General features: G+C 58.5%; 14 protein-coding genes and 5 pseudogenes. 9 read left to right on the top strand and 10 right to left on the bottom strand.

Features of this window, described 5'->3' with window-relative positions; translation table 11 throughout:
- Positions 1–20 precede the first annotated feature (20 nt).
- The gene (locus tag PH558_RS12560) at positions 21–230 is read left to right on the top strand and encodes a hypothetical protein (RefSeq protein ID WP_095433189.1); all 210 of its coding nucleotides are present in this window, start codon (positions 21–23) and stop codon (positions 228–230) included.
- Positions 231–577: 347 nt separating this feature from the next.
- Here the strand turns inward: PH558_RS12560 and PH558_RS34370 are convergent.
- Positions 578–746 (bottom strand): annotated as a pseudogene (locus PH558_RS34370) (helix-turn-helix domain-containing protein); the annotation flags it as partial.
- Between PH558_RS34370 and PH558_RS12550 the strand changes: the two are divergent.
- On the top strand, positions 735–1,034 hold the full coding sequence (locus PH558_RS12550; RefSeq protein WP_483314148.1) for a GNAT family N-acetyltransferase: 300 nt from the start codon (positions 735–737) through the stop codon (positions 1,032–1,034). The pseudogene PH558_RS34370 and the gene PH558_RS12550 overlap by 12 nt on opposite strands.
- A 135-nt stretch (positions 1,035–1,169) precedes the next feature.
- Here the strand turns inward: PH558_RS12550 and PH558_RS12545 are convergent.
- Positions 1,170–1,388, bottom strand: a pseudogene (locus PH558_RS12545) (IS1096 element passenger TnpR family protein); the annotation flags it as partial.
- Positions 1,389–1,689: 301 nt separating this feature from the next.
- Here PH558_RS12545 and PH558_RS12540 point away from each other — a divergent pair.
- Positions 1,690–1,836: pseudogene (locus PH558_RS12540) on the top strand (leucine zipper domain-containing protein); the annotation flags it as partial.
- Positions 1,837–1,857: 21 nt separating this feature from the next.
- Here the strand turns inward: PH558_RS12540 and PH558_RS12535 are convergent.
- Positions 1,858–3,180: an O-antigen ligase family protein gene (locus PH558_RS12535; RefSeq protein WP_244575239.1), complete on the bottom strand. Its 1,323-nt coding sequence runs from the start codon at positions 3,178–3,180 to the stop codon at positions 1,858–1,860.
- A gap of 221 nt (positions 3,181–3,401) precedes the next feature.
- Positions 3,402–3,977 (bottom strand): sugar transferase, encoded by a 576-nt coding sequence (locus PH558_RS12530; protein ID WP_285204661.1) that lies wholly within the window; start codon positions 3,975–3,977, stop codon positions 3,402–3,404.
- 187 nt (positions 3,978–4,164) lie between these two features.
- Between PH558_RS12530 and PH558_RS12525 the strand changes: the two genes are divergently transcribed.
- Complete coding sequence (locus PH558_RS12525) at positions 4,165–5,088, top strand: UDP-glucose 4-epimerase family protein (RefSeq protein WP_285204660.1); 924 nt, start codon at positions 4,165–4,167, stop codon at positions 5,086–5,088.
- 25 nt (positions 5,089–5,113) lie between these two features.
- On the opposite strand, the gene PH558_RS12520 is transcribed toward PH558_RS12525, so the two are convergent.
- The gene (locus PH558_RS12520; protein ID WP_285204658.1) at positions 5,114–6,400 is read right to left on the bottom strand and encodes a nucleotide sugar dehydrogenase; all 1,287 of its coding nucleotides are present in this window, start codon (positions 6,398–6,400) and stop codon (positions 5,114–5,116) included.
- A 266-nt stretch (positions 6,401–6,666) separates the two neighbouring features.
- Between PH558_RS12520 and PH558_RS12515 the strand changes: the two genes are divergently transcribed.
- The 4 genes and pseudogenes from PH558_RS12515 to PH558_RS12500 all read left to right on the top strand — a co-directional run bounded on the left by PH558_RS12515 (position 6,667) and on the right by PH558_RS12500 (position 8,897).
- Entirely contained in the window at positions 6,667–6,855 is a 189-nt protein-coding gene (locus tag PH558_RS12515) for a hypothetical protein (protein WP_285205011.1), read from the top strand.
- 8 nt (positions 6,856–6,863) lie between these two features.
- Positions 6,864–7,277: pseudogene (locus tag PH558_RS12510) on the top strand (type IV secretory system conjugative DNA transfer family protein); the annotation flags it as partial.
- 370 nt (positions 7,278–7,647) lie between these two features.
- Entirely contained in the window at positions 7,648–8,268 is a 621-nt protein-coding gene (locus tag PH558_RS12505) for a DNA-binding protein (protein WP_095433183.1), read from the top strand.
- Positions 8,265–8,897 (top strand): RES family NAD+ phosphorylase, encoded by a 633-nt coding sequence (locus PH558_RS12500; RefSeq protein ID WP_483314153.1) that lies wholly within the window; start codon positions 8,265–8,267, stop codon positions 8,895–8,897. Before PH558_RS12505 ends, PH558_RS12500 begins: the two co-directional genes overlap by 4 nt.
- A gap of 204 nt (positions 8,898–9,101) precedes the next feature.
- On the opposite strand, the gene PH558_RS12495 is transcribed toward PH558_RS12500, so the two are convergent.
- Both PH558_RS12495 and PH558_RS12490 read right to left on the bottom strand, forming a co-directional pair.
- Positions 9,102–9,332 (bottom strand): conjugal transfer protein TraD, encoded by a 231-nt coding sequence (locus PH558_RS12495; protein WP_095436082.1) that lies wholly within the window; start codon positions 9,330–9,332, stop codon positions 9,102–9,104.
- A 49-nt stretch (positions 9,333–9,381) separates the two neighbouring features.
- Positions 9,382–9,606, bottom strand: coding sequence for a TraC family protein (locus PH558_RS12490; protein WP_095433181.1), 225 nt, complete (start codon positions 9,604–9,606; stop codon positions 9,382–9,384).
- A gap of 190 nt (positions 9,607–9,796) precedes the next feature.
- On the opposite strand from PH558_RS12490, the gene traA reads away from it, so the two are divergent.
- Positions 9,797–13,681: a Ti-type conjugative transfer relaxase TraA gene (gene traA / locus PH558_RS12485; RefSeq protein WP_285204652.1), complete on the top strand. Its 3,885-nt coding sequence runs from the start codon at positions 9,797–9,799 to the stop codon at positions 13,679–13,681.
- 134 nt (positions 13,682–13,815) lie between these two features.
- Here traA and PH558_RS12480 read toward each other — a convergent pair.
- The 3 genes and pseudogenes from PH558_RS12480 to PH558_RS12470 form a co-directional block, all read right to left on the bottom strand.
- Positions 13,816–14,148 (bottom strand): annotated as a pseudogene (locus PH558_RS12480) (integrase); the annotation flags it as partial.
- A gap of 43 nt (positions 14,149–14,191) precedes the next feature.
- Positions 14,192–14,578: a type II toxin-antitoxin system VapC family toxin gene (locus tag PH558_RS12475; RefSeq protein ID WP_285204651.1), complete on the bottom strand. Its 387-nt coding sequence runs from the start codon at positions 14,576–14,578 to the stop codon at positions 14,192–14,194.
- Positions 14,578–14,835, bottom strand: coding sequence for a type II toxin-antitoxin system VapB family antitoxin (locus PH558_RS12470; protein ID WP_106999493.1), 258 nt, complete (start codon positions 14,833–14,835; stop codon positions 14,578–14,580). The genes PH558_RS12475 and PH558_RS12470 overlap by 1 nt, the downstream gene beginning before the upstream one ends.
- Positions 14,836–14,904: the final 69 nt, after the last annotated feature.

Here is a 14,904-nt window from a genome sequence, read left to right as displayed (position 1 = left end):
CGCTTTTTAGGAGGTCAAATATGATCCCTGCAAGATTTTGCGCCGTACGAGACGCCGCCTGGTCTTGGTCTGTCATCGACATCACCACAGGTAAAGTCGTCGTTTACAGCGCCGTCCGTCTCGGTGGACTTAGCGAGCTCATCGCAAAGGATATGGCAAAGCTGCTCAACCTGGAATCTTCGGATGACAACGTCGTCATCCCTCTTTCTCCAGAATCTCGGGAGACATAACAAGAGCCGTACATTTCCATTTAGTCCCGCAAATGATCAGTTGCGGTCAGGCCAAGCTCGAAGAGCTTTTTCTCCTCATGGACACCCTGCTGATAAAGCTTGATGACAAAGGCAGCAATGTCCTCAGCCTTTTCGTCTCCGCGGTTTAGCGTCAGTTCGAAGAGAATGGCTTCAAACGCACGTTGACAGGTCCCGAGCGCCTCGGAATCCAGGGATACGTCTCTGGTGCGAGGGTATCTGTTGACCACCCTTCATGACCTTCAGAAGAAGACAGACAATTTGTTTAGAAGCTAAGTCTTTCTTTGCGGATTTCAATAATCCAGCTCATGACACCATGTGCTGCAGCCCTACTTTGCCTGCACGACCGACTTTAGCGCTTGAACCGCATCAAAGTCCAAGATTCGGCGAGATCCAGAAACTCGATCATATCTACCCGTCGCTGACGGCTTTCGAGGCGGGCGACAAATGACCGATATTCCCGGAGAGTTTCGCAGCAAGGTCCGTTTGCGTCAGACCTTTGCCCGTTGCATCGAGATTCCTTATCCAATGCCGGTCGCTATGCTTGGTCGCCTCGCCATTGATCAATCCTACCAAGGACGTGGTATCGGCAGGGCATTGGGGCGCGACGCAGGCCTGCGCCTGCTCAATGCCGCGGAAGTACTTGGCATTCGAGGCATGCTCGTTCATGCGATTTCAGATGACGCACGAGCCTTCTACGAGGCCGTCGGCTTCCTGTCTTCTCTGTCCGACCCCATGATGCTGATGGTCGGATTGCATTACCTCAACAATGCGCTGAACCGTTAGGCGGAACTCATAAATAATTCGGCTAAATGCATTTCATCGCGCTTCTAAGTCGCTGAATTGTCGGCAGAAGCCGCCGCCCAAAATAAGGCCGTGAGTTCTAATCCTTTCAAGCTACCGACCGCAAGCCGTCTATATTCATTTCTTCGAGCTAGCTTTCGGCTTCGGTTGGTATAGACGCCGTTTGACGTTCAAGCGTAGAGCATTGCGGAGATCTTTGTCCGCGGTCGAAAGGTTGAACCATTCGGGATCGAAGTAGCCCCCGCGCCACCGAATGGTTTCGGCATATAAAGGATCCTCTGGATCGGCAATAATCTCCGGAAACCGCTCCTATCCTGATACGCCACCGACGTCTTCAGCGGTTGCGCCATGTGTACATCAAATTACCCACTAAAAGGGGAAGGACAGCCATCGACGCTGTTTTTGATTCAGAAGGCGGTTGTAGGAAGCGCCGAGCTTAAGTCGATCAGCGCGACATAGGGTAACGGAACGGCCGACAGGGAGGAACCATTGGCCGCGCCGGCTCGGTCCGCCGTAAAGCGCTCAAAGCGCGCCTTTGATCGCCGCGGGTCCGGAAATATCAACCATATCCGGATGTGTACGCTGACGTAAATATCGTCTGCCGTGGTGCTTGCGAGCCGAATCTTGGTAGCTGTAGGGCGAAGGGATGCGCTATGTGTGTCGGGAGTTCGGGAGCTCGTGTAAGGCCGGTTACAAGATCTTCAATCGCTACAGGGAAGACGGCTTGGAGGCGCTCACGGATCGGTCACGGCGGCCTGTGCACTATGCCAACCAGCTACCCGAAGCTTTCGTGCAACTATCATGCTCACGCTCTCACGGCCGCTTCCTTCCTTTGTACCTCCGACGTCGTCAAATACTCCCCCTTCAGCCGCATATGGCACCAGCAGGCGAAGGCGGAGCTTGCGAAGGCCAGGCTTTCGCCGATCGCCAGGCGGTTGTTGGAGTTGCTGAGGAGCGTCAATGAGAAAAAGAACAGGCAGGCGATGTATGCGTGCCATGCGGCGCGCGGAATAATGCCGGCCTTGCGGGCGCGCCAGACGGCGCGGATGAAGGTGGCGAGCATGAAGCCCATGATTGCCGCACCGAACAGCCCGTAGCGCACTAGGATTTCCAGATAGCCGTTGTGCAGCAGCGTATACTGGACATGCGAGTAGCGCGTCTCGGCCCAGCGTTCGAGCCACCGGTTGCCCCAGCCGAATATCGGTGCGGAGGAAAAGACCTCCCAGCTGTTCGACCAAAGCTGCAGGCGTTCGTCCATCGACACCGGTGTATTGCTGGAGCTAATGGCGTTTGAAACCACGCCGCCCATCTCATGGCCGTTGGCCACATTTTCGACCATGGAAAGGGCGGCCGACACGGTCGGGCCAGCCGTCTTGTCGAGATTGTGCCTGACGCCATAGATCCCGGCGATCAACACGGCCGCGACGGCGATAATGATGATGACACCGCTCTTCAGGCGCAGGTAGGTCAGCGTAATGAGCGCAAGGATAGGCAGTGTGATGCCGAGTGCCAGCCAGACGCCTTTTGACTTGGCACCGTAAATGGCGATGAAACAGAGCGCGAAGATGAAGGGCGAAACGATATAGGAGAAGCGGGCGATCCGGCGGTCACTGGATTTGTCCGTGAGGTAGTGCAGCAGCCAGAACAGGGTGAAGATCACGATCATGCCGCAGGCGACGGCGCCGTGGATCTGATTGTTCATGATCAACGGGCGGATGGTTGCGCCGGCAAAGACTTCGCGCAGGTGCTGTGTTGCCACAAGCATGATGAGGACCACCGCGAAATAGGCCGCGACGATCTTTTCCATCAGCTCCTCATAGAGCAGGAAGGCGACGCCCATGATGGGGAAGAAGAAGGGGAAGGCATAGAGCCAATCCGAGGCGCCGATATCGTGCTGCGGCGTCAGCCAGAAGGTGATGAAGAAACGCGCCATGACATAGAAGGCCCAGCCCATGCAGAGCCAGCCGATCCAGTCGGTGCGCGGCCGTATGGGCGCCTTCATATAGTAGTAGAGAGCGATCAGAGAGAGGAGCGCGGTGGCATAGCGATAGGCGTCGCTCTCGACGACGGTCGGCGAAGCGACAAGCAGCCAGAGAATGCCGCCGATGATGGCGAGCGGTTTCGTCATGTTGCTTCCTGCCTTCGTGACGCCGATCGGTTCGGCTGCAAGATCAGCATACGGTTTATTGATGCGCGAGTCGTCCAATGTCGTCATCCGCCTTCGTCCAGAATCGGTTCATCATCCGGCATTCCTCGCCCCCGTGACGCGCCGTATGGTCGCAAAGGGGCAGGAATACGGCAATTTTCCCCCGCCGTCGTGTCACTGATGCCGATTTCGCCGATTGTTTGTCAATGAGCAACTCCGTCGCGCCGGACCACTTTCAATACCGTGAGGAAAATGATCTTCAGATCGAAAAGAAAGGAGCGTCGGTGCAGATAGTCCTCGTCCAGCGCCACCTTCTCGGGGATCGGCAGTTCGTCGCGGCCGTTGACCTGTGCCCAACCGGTTAAGCCCGGCAGCAATGCGTCGACACCGCGTTCCGTGCGCAGAGCGACGAGATCGTGCTGATTGAACAGCGCCGGGCGCGGGCCGACGATGCTCATTTCGCCTTTCAGGATGCACCAGAGCTGTGGCAGCTCGTCGAGGCTGGATTTGCGCAGGAAGGAGCCGATCGGCGTCAGGTAGATATTCGGGTCCTTCAGCAGATGGGTCGCCACGGCAGGCGTATCAGTACGCATGCTGCGGAATTTCGGCATGCGGAAGATCTTATTTTTCCGGCCCACCCGATCCGACCAATAGAGGATCGGGCCCGGCGAGGTCAGCCGTACTGCGAGTGCGACGATTAGGATCGGAATGAAAAAAGCGATGGCCGCGGCTAGAGCAGCGAGAAAATCGAAAAGGCGCTTGGCGATCGTATAAAACATCGTCTCTTATCGTTGCATCGCCCCGTATTCTAAGGGTGATCAAGGTCGTCAATGCTCCGTCCATGTCATATCGCGATTTCAAGCACAACCATCCCCCACGAGATTCCCCGCCCTTGTTCCGAGCGGATATCCCGTGCAAAGCATGTCTAAGTCAATCATGACGCGGAAAAGCGGAGGCAGTGCGCGGATGATCCTGGTAACGGGTGCGACGGGTTTTGTCGGACAGGCTCTGTGCACTGAGCTTTCCCGCCGGCGGATGGAGTATCGGCCGGTCAGCCGCAACTCTCGCCCAGGTTTCGCCGCCATCGGGACGATGAATAGCGATACCGATTGGGCGGGGACCCTTGCTGGCGTCGATACCGTCATGCATCTGGCGGCCCGCGTCCATGTCATGCACGAGAGCGCCGCCGATCCGTTGTCCGCGTTCCGAGCCGTCAATGTCGATGCGACCGTCAACCTGGCACGACAGGCCGCGGGTGCGGGCGTGAAACGCTTCATTTTCCTGAGCTCGATCAAGGTCAACGGCGAAGGGACGTCGGCGGGAAGGCCCTTCAGGGCCTCGGATGTGCCGCATCCAGAAGATGCCTATGGCCGCTCGAAGCTGGAGGCGGAGGAGGCTCTGCTCGCGATATCGGCGGAAACGGGCATGGAGATCGTCATCATCCGGCCGCCGCTCGTCTATGGCCCTGGCGTCAAGGCGAATTTCGCAAGCCTGATGAAATGGGCCTCCCGGCCGTTTCCTTGGCCGTTCGGGGCAATTCGAAACCGCAGGTCGCTCGTTTATGTCGGCAATCTCATCGATTTCATGCTCCTGTGTGCCAGCCATACGGCTGTCGGAAACCGTATGTTCCTAGTCAGCGACGGCGAAGATCTTTCGATCGGCCAGCTGATATCAAAACTATCTCTGGCCGCTGGGCGCAAGGCTTGGATGCTACCGGTGCCGCCTGCGCTGCTTGAGGGACTTGCCGCGCTTTTGGGGCGTCGAGCCGCCGCGCAGCGGTTGCTTGGCTCGCTTCAGGTCGATATCGGCGAGACGCAGGCGGTCACCGGCTGGTCGCCGCCTTACTCGGTCGAAGAGGGATTGGCGGCAACGGTCGTCGGTGCGGGGTAAAGGCGCACTGAGCTGGCTTTCAGCCTTATAGGCTCCAGACCGAATGCCCTTCCAGCACAGGGTTGGCTCGATCGAGCGCCGCCTTCACGTCGACGACGACGCCGTTCTTGCTCAAGAGAGTGAGGATACCGGTTGCATCTTCGGCCAGATAGGATTTGTGGGGAACGGCAAGCACGAGAGCGTCGAGTTTGCCGAAATCCTTCAGTTCCACCAGGCGGATGCCATATTCCTCTTCGGCCTCCGCATGGCTCGCCATCGGATCGTGCACGAGCGGCTCGACGCCGAACTGATGAAGTTCGCTTATGATATCGGGCACGCGACTATTGCGCAGGTCTGGCACGTTTTCCTTGAAGGTCAGGCCGAAGATGCCGATCCGCGCGCCGTTGATCGGCTTTTTCGCCGCAACCAGCATCTTGATGAGCTTCTGGGCGATGAAGGCGCCCATGCCGTCATTGATGCGGCGGCCGGAGAGAATGACTTCCGGATGATAGCCGAGCTCTTCGGCCTTGGCCGTCAGGTAATAGGGGTCGACGCCGATGCAGTGGCCGCCGACGAGACCGGGGGTGAAGGGCAGGAAATTCCATTTCGTCCGCGCCGCCTTCAGCACATCGGCGGTGCGGATATGCATTTTCTCGAAAATGATCGAAAGCTCGTTCATCAGTGCAATATTGACATCGCGCTGGGTATTCTCGATCACCTTGGCGGCTTCAGCCACCTTGATGCTGGGGGCGCGGTGGATGCCGGCCTCCACTACGGCGCCATAGATGGCGGCAATCCTTTCCAGCGTTTCCGCGTCGTCGCCCGCGACGACTTTTACGATCCGCTCGAAGGTGTGCTCCTTGTCCCCGGGGTTGATGCGTTCCGGCGAATAACCGACATGGAAATCCTCGCCTTGGCGCAGTCCGGAAGCCTCCGCCAACACCGGGCCGCAGACCTCTTCGGTAACGCCGGGATAGACGGTGGACTCATAGACGACGATCGAACCTTTGCGCAAAACCTTGCCGACCGTGCGTGAGGCGGAAATCATCGGCCGCAAATCGGGCTGGCGGTTCCGGTCGATTGGCGTCGGGACGGCAACGATGAAGATATCGCGATCCCTGAGATCCTCGATCTCGCTGCTGATGCGCAGCCCGCTCGACCGCAACCGTTCGGCAGAAACCTCTCGGGTATCGTCCTCGCCCGCCTTCAGCGCGGCGACACGGGAGGCCTTGATGTCGAAGCCGACCACATCATGGAATTTTTCGGCAAGCGCAATCGCGACGGGGAGGCCCACATAACCGAGGCCAATGACGGCAATTTTTTCGTTCAACACAACATACCTCGAACACTTCACCTGAATTAGCCCGAATTCGAAGCTGATGTCAGCGTCTAATATTTGCCTTCGGGATCATTTTAGGTGTGGGTCGCATGAATGTGATGACCGGTCGGCCGCTTCGGCATGGCTTGAAAATTATGGTCTTGTGGCACGTTGCGATACAGCGTTGGGGCGGATGCATAGGATGCCTATCGAAACTTTCCGGTTTCGACCCCATTTATTTGGTGAGACCTATTTTCTTTTCTCTGAAAGAGCGGTTCGCGATGCGAAACAGCTACCTTAAACAACTCCGTACCCAGCGCGAACAACTTGAGGCCAAGCTCGAGCTGCATATAGCGCGCTATTGTTTCGGCGAAGGCGAGGTGGAAGACGGTACCGAAGCAGAGCTCCGGCAACGGATTGCGGAAATTTCCGACGAAATTGCCGCTCTCGAGGTTGAGCGCGGCGAGTAAGATTGCACCTGTTCCTCCTCGATGAGGTCGCGCGTCTCGGCTTCATGCGGATCCTGGAGACGGCACGCGACGCAGGCCGCAAGTACGGCATCACGCTGTTGCTGTTGTTTCAGAGCATTGGCCAGATGCGCGAAACCTATGGCGGGCGCGATGCCGCCAGCAAATGGTTCGAGAGCGCGAGTTGGATTAGCTTCGCGGCAGTGAATGATCCGGAGACGGCCGACTACATCTCGAAGCGCTGCGGCACGACGACGGTCGAGATCGACCAGGTCGGCCGGTCATCGCAGGCGTCGGGTTCGTCGCGCACGCGATCGAAGCAGCTTGCAGCGCGGCCGCTGATCCAGCCGCATGAAGTGCTGCGGATGCGGGCAGACAAGCAGATCGTCTTCACGGCGGGCAATGCACCGCTTCGTCCCGGCCGCACTTCCTCGGCCCTCCCGGTCGCCCGGCGCCGCTCAACGCCGAACCGTGCCGCCGACGCGGCGACCACTCCAGCGACCGGCACAGGCAGGAGACGCTTCCTCATGAGTACTCGTCGGGCCCTGCTGGACGCTCGCCACCCGCTGATCATACCCCCGCGAGAGGAGCGTGACCGCATGCGCGGAGACCGCTTGCGGGCTCCGGCAGTGACCGGCAGGACGCGAGTAGAGCCGCGCCCTGAAGAGGGATCGCCCCTAACTCATGCAGACGAAGCCCTCGTTTCTCGTCAATGATGTAAAAGACCCCATCGAGCGAGTTGACGCAGTAGTTTTCGTTACTATATAAATCCTAAGACAACCAGAGGAGGCCACTATGCCTCGCGCCCCGCATTCAACTGAGCTCGTGCTGAGTTTCCAGACCGACCCGGATTCCGTCCAGGCCGCATTTCTGCGTCGTGCAATGTCGGCACTCGAACGGATTGCCGCGACAACACCGTCGAAGGCGCTCACGGCGGCTCTCGGCGCGCCGACGGGCGCAGGAACGCTCGCGCAAATCCTCAGCCATCCCGAGTTTATCGGGGAGGCGGTGAGCAATCTCGACCCGATGGTCCCGGCGCTCGCGCGCAATGTCGAGCATCGGAACCAACTGCTCCTACGTGCCGGCGGCGTCCTTTCCGCCGAAGAAGCCGGCAAAATTGCGGGCATCACCCGCCAAGCGATCGACAAGCGGCGTCGGGGCAACGCGATCCTTGGCGTCCGGGAGGGAAGCGACTGGAAATATCCAGCCTGCCAGTTCCGGGACGGAGAGGTTTTGCCGGGGATAGCCGAGGTCGTTCGCGGTCTCGCAGACCAAGGCGCCTGGGCTACGCTCGATTTTCTGCTTGCGCGGGATAGCGCGCTCGGCGGCCGGTCGCCATTGGAGGCTTTGCGCCAGGGTGATCTCGGCGCGGTCGAGCGGCTAGTCCGCGCCAATACCGGCGACGGCTTCGCCTGATGGCCCCGCCGGTGCGAGGACCGTCCGGGGCGGCGGCGCCCCCGCCCGATTGGTTGAAGAATGCGAACTTACCGATCACGACCATTCCGGCCGGATCGGTGTTGCACCGGATTCACCGATCGAGCTTTGATCCGGTGTTTTTCGGACCGGGAGCCGGCCACGATCCAATTTATCGATTTGATAGCGCAAGTGGACGATTCGGCGTGCTCTATATCGGCCACGCCTTCGCAGGCGCGTTCGCCGAGACGATCCTGCGCAACCCGCAACGGCTGATGGTTGCAGAACGCGAAATTGTCACCCGGTCGGTAACGGAGCTCACCAGCCGGACGGCTCTGCGCATGGTGACGATGCACGGCGCCGGGCTGCAGATCCTCGGCACGGATAATTCAATCTCCACCGGCCCCTATGAGCCATGCGGCGCATGGGCCGATGCGCTCTGGGATCATCCGGAGGAGCCGGACGGGATTGCCTATCTGTCCCGGCATGATCTCAGCGAGGTCTGCTACGCGGTCTTCGCGCGCAAACCGATCGCCTTCGAGGCGAAGGCGACGCATCCCCTGTCTGCCATGCAAAGCGACGTCGCGCGGCTGCTCCACCGCTACGGCAAGTCCCTTTCTGCTGACGTGTAAAGCTACGGCAACTGCGGGAAGTATCAGCGGTGCGCGGTCATGATCGGCGGCTGCGTCCGCTTCGGCGAACCATGCTGTTTTTCAGTGGATTCAACGCGCGAAGCTATTGCCCCCTATCATCGTCCCAAGACCGAGCGAGGCAAAGGCCTCAATGTAAAGATGAACCTGTCAGAGGGGGTATCGTCGGCGGGGTCAAAGCCTGGGTCAAACATCTAGATCCTTGCTCTCCGAATTATTCATGCGTGCATCGGCTCGGAACGCTTCCATACCAATCTTGTGAAGCTCACGGTACTGCGCGGTATCTGGCGGGATCCGGCTGGCTTCGATCAAGGCACCGAGCAGGAACGCGCGATCGGCTTTTCTCAAGCCAGCCTTGATGATCAATCCGCCGAAGATCATCTTTTCGCGCGTTTCACGCTTGCGATCGCTTGTCATCTCGCGCTGCCGCCTTCGTTCGAGAAGCATAATCCGCTGATCGAGCCTCTTAAGCGGATTCGCCCGCTGTCCTTTTTTCGTCGTCGCGAAATCGCGCTCTGATCTCGGCGAAAACGTCATTGAGCTCGGCATCGGAAATGTCCAGTTCGGCAAGACCGGCCCTCCGTGCCGCACTAGCGAAACGTTCATTGGCCTTGGCGACCATGTTCTTTCGTTTCTCTGCGAGCAGCTCGATCTGTGTGTCAATCTCGGAAACCGTGGTTCTTGCACGCATATCTGTCCTTCCTTTCAGCAGGGTCGGGTCTGATCGCATCTCTTATACTGCATTAAATACTGTAGTCAAATCGGCTAAAATAATATAGGAGAGTGGAATTCATCCTGGAAAATTGGTCTCTTCCAGGCCTTTTCGCCAACGATCTCGATATCTTCGCGGCACCAAGGTGTCAGAAAGGGTAGAGTAAAATTTGGCTATTATGTTTTTGAGAGCGAAATTGATCAGCCGCGGAGCGGGACAGAGCATTGTCTCGGCTGCAGCCTATCGTCATCGCACTAAGATGACGGAGGAGCAGGTGGGGATTAAGTTCCACTACTCGGCAAGGGCGGACGAACTCATCCATGAGGAACTTGCTCTGCCCGACGATACGCCGGCATGGTTGCGAATTTTAATTGACGGACGATCGGTTGCCGGCGCCAGCGAAGCGCTCTGGAATGCTGTCGATTGTTTCGAGACCCGGCAGGATGCACAGTTGGCCCGCGAGCTCATCCTTGCGCTTCCAAACGAGCTCAGCAGGAAGGAGAATATCGCCCTCGTGCGCGACTTCGTTCGCGAGAACCTGGTGTCGCGCGGAATGGTGGCAGACTGGGTCTATCACGACAAGAAGGGCAATCCGCACGTCCACGTTATGACCACCCTGCGTCCGCTGACCACGGAAGGGTTTGGGCCGAAGCTAGTCGCTATCGTCGACGACAGGGGCGAGCCATTGCGGCTCAAAACCCCCGATAAGCCGAAAGGAATAATTATTTACCGTCGGTGGGCGGGCAACAAGGAAACGATGGAGGAGTGGAAGCTTGCCTGGGCTCAAACGGTAACGCACCATCTGGCACTTGCCGGTCACGATATTCGCATAGACGGCCGCTCCTATGAGGAGCAGGGGTTGCGGGGAGTGGGGCGGCGCCATGTCGGTCCTGCACGCACGGCGCTTCTACGCAAAGGTGCCGATGTCCATTTCGCCCCTGCGGCATTGGCGCAGCGTTACGAGGCTGCGGATCGCCTCGCTGCCGATCCCGGTCTATTGCTTCGGCAACTCAGCAACGAACGTTCGACTTTCGGTGAAGCCGAGATCGCCCGTGCCCTGCACCGCTACGTTGATGACCCAATCGTCTTTGCCAATATCCGAGCGAAACTGATGACATCGGATGATTTGGTAATGCTTCGGCCGCAGCAGGTGAGTGCGGAAACCGGTGGGGTCGAGCTGCCGGCAGTCTTCACGACGCGCGCGACGATCAGGACCGAATTTCACATGGCGCGGTCGGCATTCAATCTCTCCAACATTGGTAGCTTCGCGGTATCGTCATCCCAAGTTGATGCTGCGATAGGTGAGATCGGGGCGGTGTCAGACAAGGCCATTCGCCTCGACGCTGAGCAGATCGATGCGGTTCGACATATCACGGCCGATAGCGGCATTGCCGCAGTCGTCGGTATCGCGGGCGCTGGCAAGTCGACATTGCTGAGTGTGGCACGTCTCGCCTGGGAAGGAGACGGCAGGCGCGTTCTCGGAGCAGCGCTCGCCGGCAAGGCGGCAGAGGCATTGACTGGTAGTTCCGGGATCCGTTCACGTACGATTGCCGCTTGGGAGCTTGCCTGGAAAAACGACTATGACCTCCTGCAGAAGGGCGACGTCTTGGTCCTAGATGAAGCTGGCATGGTGTCGTCGGAACAGATGGCGCGTCTTCTCAAACGCGTCGAGGATGCGGGCGCGAAAGCAGTTCTTGTCGGCGACGCGATGCAGCTTCAGCCGATCCAGGCGGGGGCTGCCTTCCGCGCCATCGTCGAGCGCATCGGCTTTGCCGAATTGGTCGGCGTTCGGCGCCAGAGACACGAATGGGCGCGAGAGGCGTCCCGTCTGTTTGCCCATGGAAATGTTGAGGAAGCCTTGAGTGCCTATAGCGCCCATGGCCATCTCCTCGAAAGTGAAACGCGTAATGATGCGGTTCAACGCATCGTCTCCGATTGGGCCAGTGCTCGCCTTGATGCCATTGCCAAGGCGGAGATCGAAGGTCGAAAGTTGCGTGGCGACGAGTTGATGGTTCTGGCCCACACCAACAGTGACGTGAGACGCCTCAACGACGCGATCCGTGCGGTCATGTCACAACAGGATGCGCTTGGCGAAGGCAGGTCCTTTCGCACAGAGCGCGGCATACGTGAGTTTAGCAAGGGAGACCGGATCATTTTCCTGGAAAATGCGCGGTTCGTCGAACCCAAGGCCTCTCACCTCGCTGTTCAGCATGTCAAAAACGGCATGTTTGGAACGGTCGTATCGACGGCGGGTCGAGGAGGGGAACCATTTCTTTTCGTTCGGTTGGACAGTGGCCGGGATGTCATGTTCGCGGAAGACACTTATCGCAATGTCGACCACGGTTACGCCGCGACGATTCACAAGAGCCAAGGATCGACCTTCGACCGCGCTTTCGTGCTGGCAACCGGCATGATGGACCGGCACCTGACATATGTTGCCATGACGCGTCATCGCGAGCGTGTCGATCTTTATGCGGCAAGGGAAGATTTTCAGCCAAAGTGCGAACGGGGCAAGACGGCCCGCGTCGAGCATGCCGCTGGCATTACCGGTGAGCTTGTTGAAATCGGACTTGCGAAGTTTGGCAAGCGGGACGACGCCGATCCTTCTCCTTATGTTGATGTCAGAACGAAAGATGGAACCACGCATCGCCTTTGGGGCGTCAATCTGCCCAAGGCGCTTGAGGCGGCTGGCGTCGGGATCGGGGATACAGTGACCATGCGCAAGGAGGGGACTGAAAAAGTTACCGTTAAAATGCCCGTTGTTGATGAGGAAACGGGAGCGAGGCATTTTGAGGATCGCGTTGTCGACCGCAACATTTGGACGGCATATTCAATTGATAAGGCCGAGGCTCTGATGGAGCAACTTACCGCCGAACATCGCCCTCCGACGCTCTTTGCGCAACTGATTGAACGGCTGTCGCGCTCCGGCGAAAAGACGACGACGCTCGATTTCGAAAACGAGGCGTCTTATCGATCCGTGGCTTTCGATTTCGCACGGCGGCGCGGCATCGACACTATCGCGGAGTATGGTTACGCCGTCGAGGCACAGGTGGAGCGCCTATCCAATTGGCTCACCGTACAAAGTGATCATGTGGCGCGGTTCTGGCAACGGGCGAACGTGCCCTTTGGGGTCGCAGTCGAAACTTCAGGGCGGAAAGCTGCTATTCACGCAACACGCGATAAAGACGTCTTGCCCGCTCCGACGGCGGATGCTTCCGATCCATTACCCGCGGTGAACTCCCTTACCCAATCGATTGCAGAAGAGGCGCGTCTCGCCCAACTCGCATCTCCTGCAATGTTGTCGGCGGTCACGAAATTCAATGCAAGCTTCGACGAGGAGGCGCGAATGCGCGTGACCGAGACTGAGCATTACAAACAGGTGAGAGCTGCACTCGCTGCAACCGGGTCCGTGATCTGGCGCGATCCCGCAACAGCCGTGAGGATGATCGAAGATCTGGTGATCAAGCAGATCGACCCTGAGCGTGTTGCACGTGCGGTTGCCACAGAACCAACGGCCTATGGTCCTTTGCGCGGTAGCGGCAGGATGATCGATAGGCTGCTCGCTGGTGGCCGGGAGCGCAGGAAAGCACTGCAGGCGGTTAACGCGGTTGGTGCCGACATTCACTCTCTTGGTCGATATTACTTGAGCGCCTTTGAGACCGAAAAATCGGCGGTCATGATAGAGCGGGAACGGATGGCAATAGCTATTCCAGGGCTGACGAGAATTGCCCAGAATGAGCTGCGGCACATCACGTCAGAGATGGAGAAGAACCCGCGCGAGCTGACACGATTGGTCCAGTCGTTGTCACCAGATGTCCGCCAGGAATTTTCTGTGGTCAGTAAGGCACTTGATGCTCGCTTCGGACCGGGTGCAATTTTGCGCAACGAGACAGATGTCGCCAACATGGTCTCAAAGTCTCAGCAAACGGTCTTCAAATCCATCCTGGGGCAATTGCGCACGATCCAGCGTGCCGTCGCTATAGATAGGACAGAAGAGATTGTCGCTGAGCGCCAACGTCGAACGATCAACCGTGCCCGTGGTATTGATCGCTGAGAACGTCCAAAGATTCCAAAGGAAAACGACAGGCTTATACCCGGATGCGTTGTCTAGGAGTTTTTTTGGACAATCCAACGAAAGCGAAGATACGGGTTTTGGGGCTGGTAATGAGTAGTGGCGAGATAGCGACAGCGATCCTTTCGATCGATCGGCATGCCGCGTTGCGTGTAATTCCAGGTGAGTGCGGACAGCCGCCGTTCGGTGGTCGACACAGAGTTGGCCTTCATACCACGTTCGGCGGTGCCGGACGTACGAGCGGTGATGTAGAGGCCGACGATTTGTGGATCGGCTGAAAGGGGCGTCAGGTTCGAGCGCCGACACCAGGCGGAAAAATGCTCCTAGTCGCTGGCATAGGCTTTGCGCGTGTTGGCGGAGCTGGCCGCCTCGACGTAAGTGCGGGCGCAGTCGGTGAGTTCTTACAGGTGCGCGGGTAGGCTGGATGTCGGCTGCGCGGCGGGGGAGGGAGGTAATCGGTTCGATCATCCTCGCGCTCCGTGTCGCTGGTCATCACGCTGCCTCGATATCGGTTTGGGAAAAGTCGTTGCCGATAAAGAGCAGGGCTTCATCGGCGCGTTTGGCCAGAGCATAGGAGAAGCAATCGGCAAAATTCAGGCTGGCCGGATGGCGGCCCTTGCCATAGGTCAGCCAGGCTTGCGTTGCCAGATCCACCAGGTCCGCGTCGACCGGAATAATCTCCGCTTCGATTTTCGTCAGCCAAAGGTCGATCTCGGCCAGGGCGTGTTCACCGCGCCGACTGATGAGAACCATGCGGGCCTCGAGCACGCAAGTCGCAGGCACCAGACGGATCGGATCAGCGACCAGCGAGCGTTCTAACCGCAAAGCTTCAGGCTCGTTGCGTAGTATCGCGACGATGGCGGAGGTATCGATCACCATCAGTTCGGAATTCCGTGCTCGTCATAGCCGACGATGTCCTCATCGCTGCGATTGTCGAGGTCCGGCAATCGCGCCACTCGTTCGCGGATGGCGCGCAAGTCGCCAAGCAGCCGCTCCTGCGCCACATCACCGTATCCCAGGCGATGTAGGCGTTCGGTGAGGGCCTGATGGATGGCGGCGGTCTTGCTGATGCCCTGACGGCGGGCGAGTTCGTCGGCAAGCGCGACGGTGGCAGGGTTTTTGATGTTAAGAGACATGGGAGACTCCGATATTCTACCTTTTTATCGATTTCTACCGTGAAGGCGGCGCTGTGTCAAATACGTCCG

This window comes from Rhizobium pantanalense (assembly GCF_030182525.1).
Lineage (GTDB): Bacteria > Pseudomonadota > Alphaproteobacteria > Rhizobiales > Rhizobiaceae > Rhizobium.
The sequence above is the reverse complement of the archived record's forward strand: the minus strand, read 5'-3'. Positions and strand labels throughout refer to the sequence as shown.

Coding starts and splice junctions, on each gene's coding strand:
- PH558_RS12560 (WP_095433189.1), top strand. CDS start 21: ATGATCCCTGCAAGATTTTGCGCCGTACGAGACGCCGCCTGGTCTTGG.
- PH558_RS12535 (WP_244575239.1), bottom strand. CDS start 3,180: ATGACGAAACCGCTCGCCATCATCGGCGGCATTCTCTGGCTGCTTGTC.
- PH558_RS12530 (WP_285204661.1), bottom strand. CDS start 3,977: ATGTTTTATACGATCGCCAAGCGCCTTTTCGATTTTCTCGCTGCTCTA.
- PH558_RS12525 (WP_285204660.1), top strand. CDS start 4,165: ATGATCCTGGTAACGGGTGCGACGGGTTTTGTCGGACAGGCTCTGTGC.
- PH558_RS12515 (WP_285205011.1), top strand. CDS start 6,667: ATGCGAAACAGCTACCTTAAACAACTCCGTACCCAGCGCGAACAACTT.
- PH558_RS12505 (WP_095433183.1), top strand. CDS start 7,648: ATGCCTCGCGCCCCGCATTCAACTGAGCTCGTGCTGAGTTTCCAGACC.
- PH558_RS12495 (WP_095436082.1), bottom strand. CDS start 9,332: ATGACAAGCGATCGCAAGCGTGAAACGCGCGAAAAGATGATCTTCGGC.
- PH558_RS12490 (WP_095433181.1), bottom strand. CDS start 9,606: ATGCGTGCAAGAACCACGGTTTCCGAGATTGACACACAGATCGAGCTG.
- PH558_RS12475 (WP_285204651.1), bottom strand. CDS start 14,578: ATGGTGATCGATACCTCCGCCATCGTCGCGATACTACGCAACGAGCCT.
- PH558_RS12470 (WP_106999493.1), bottom strand. CDS start 14,835: ATGTCTCTTAACATCAAAAACCCTGCCACCGTCGCGCTTGCCGACGAA.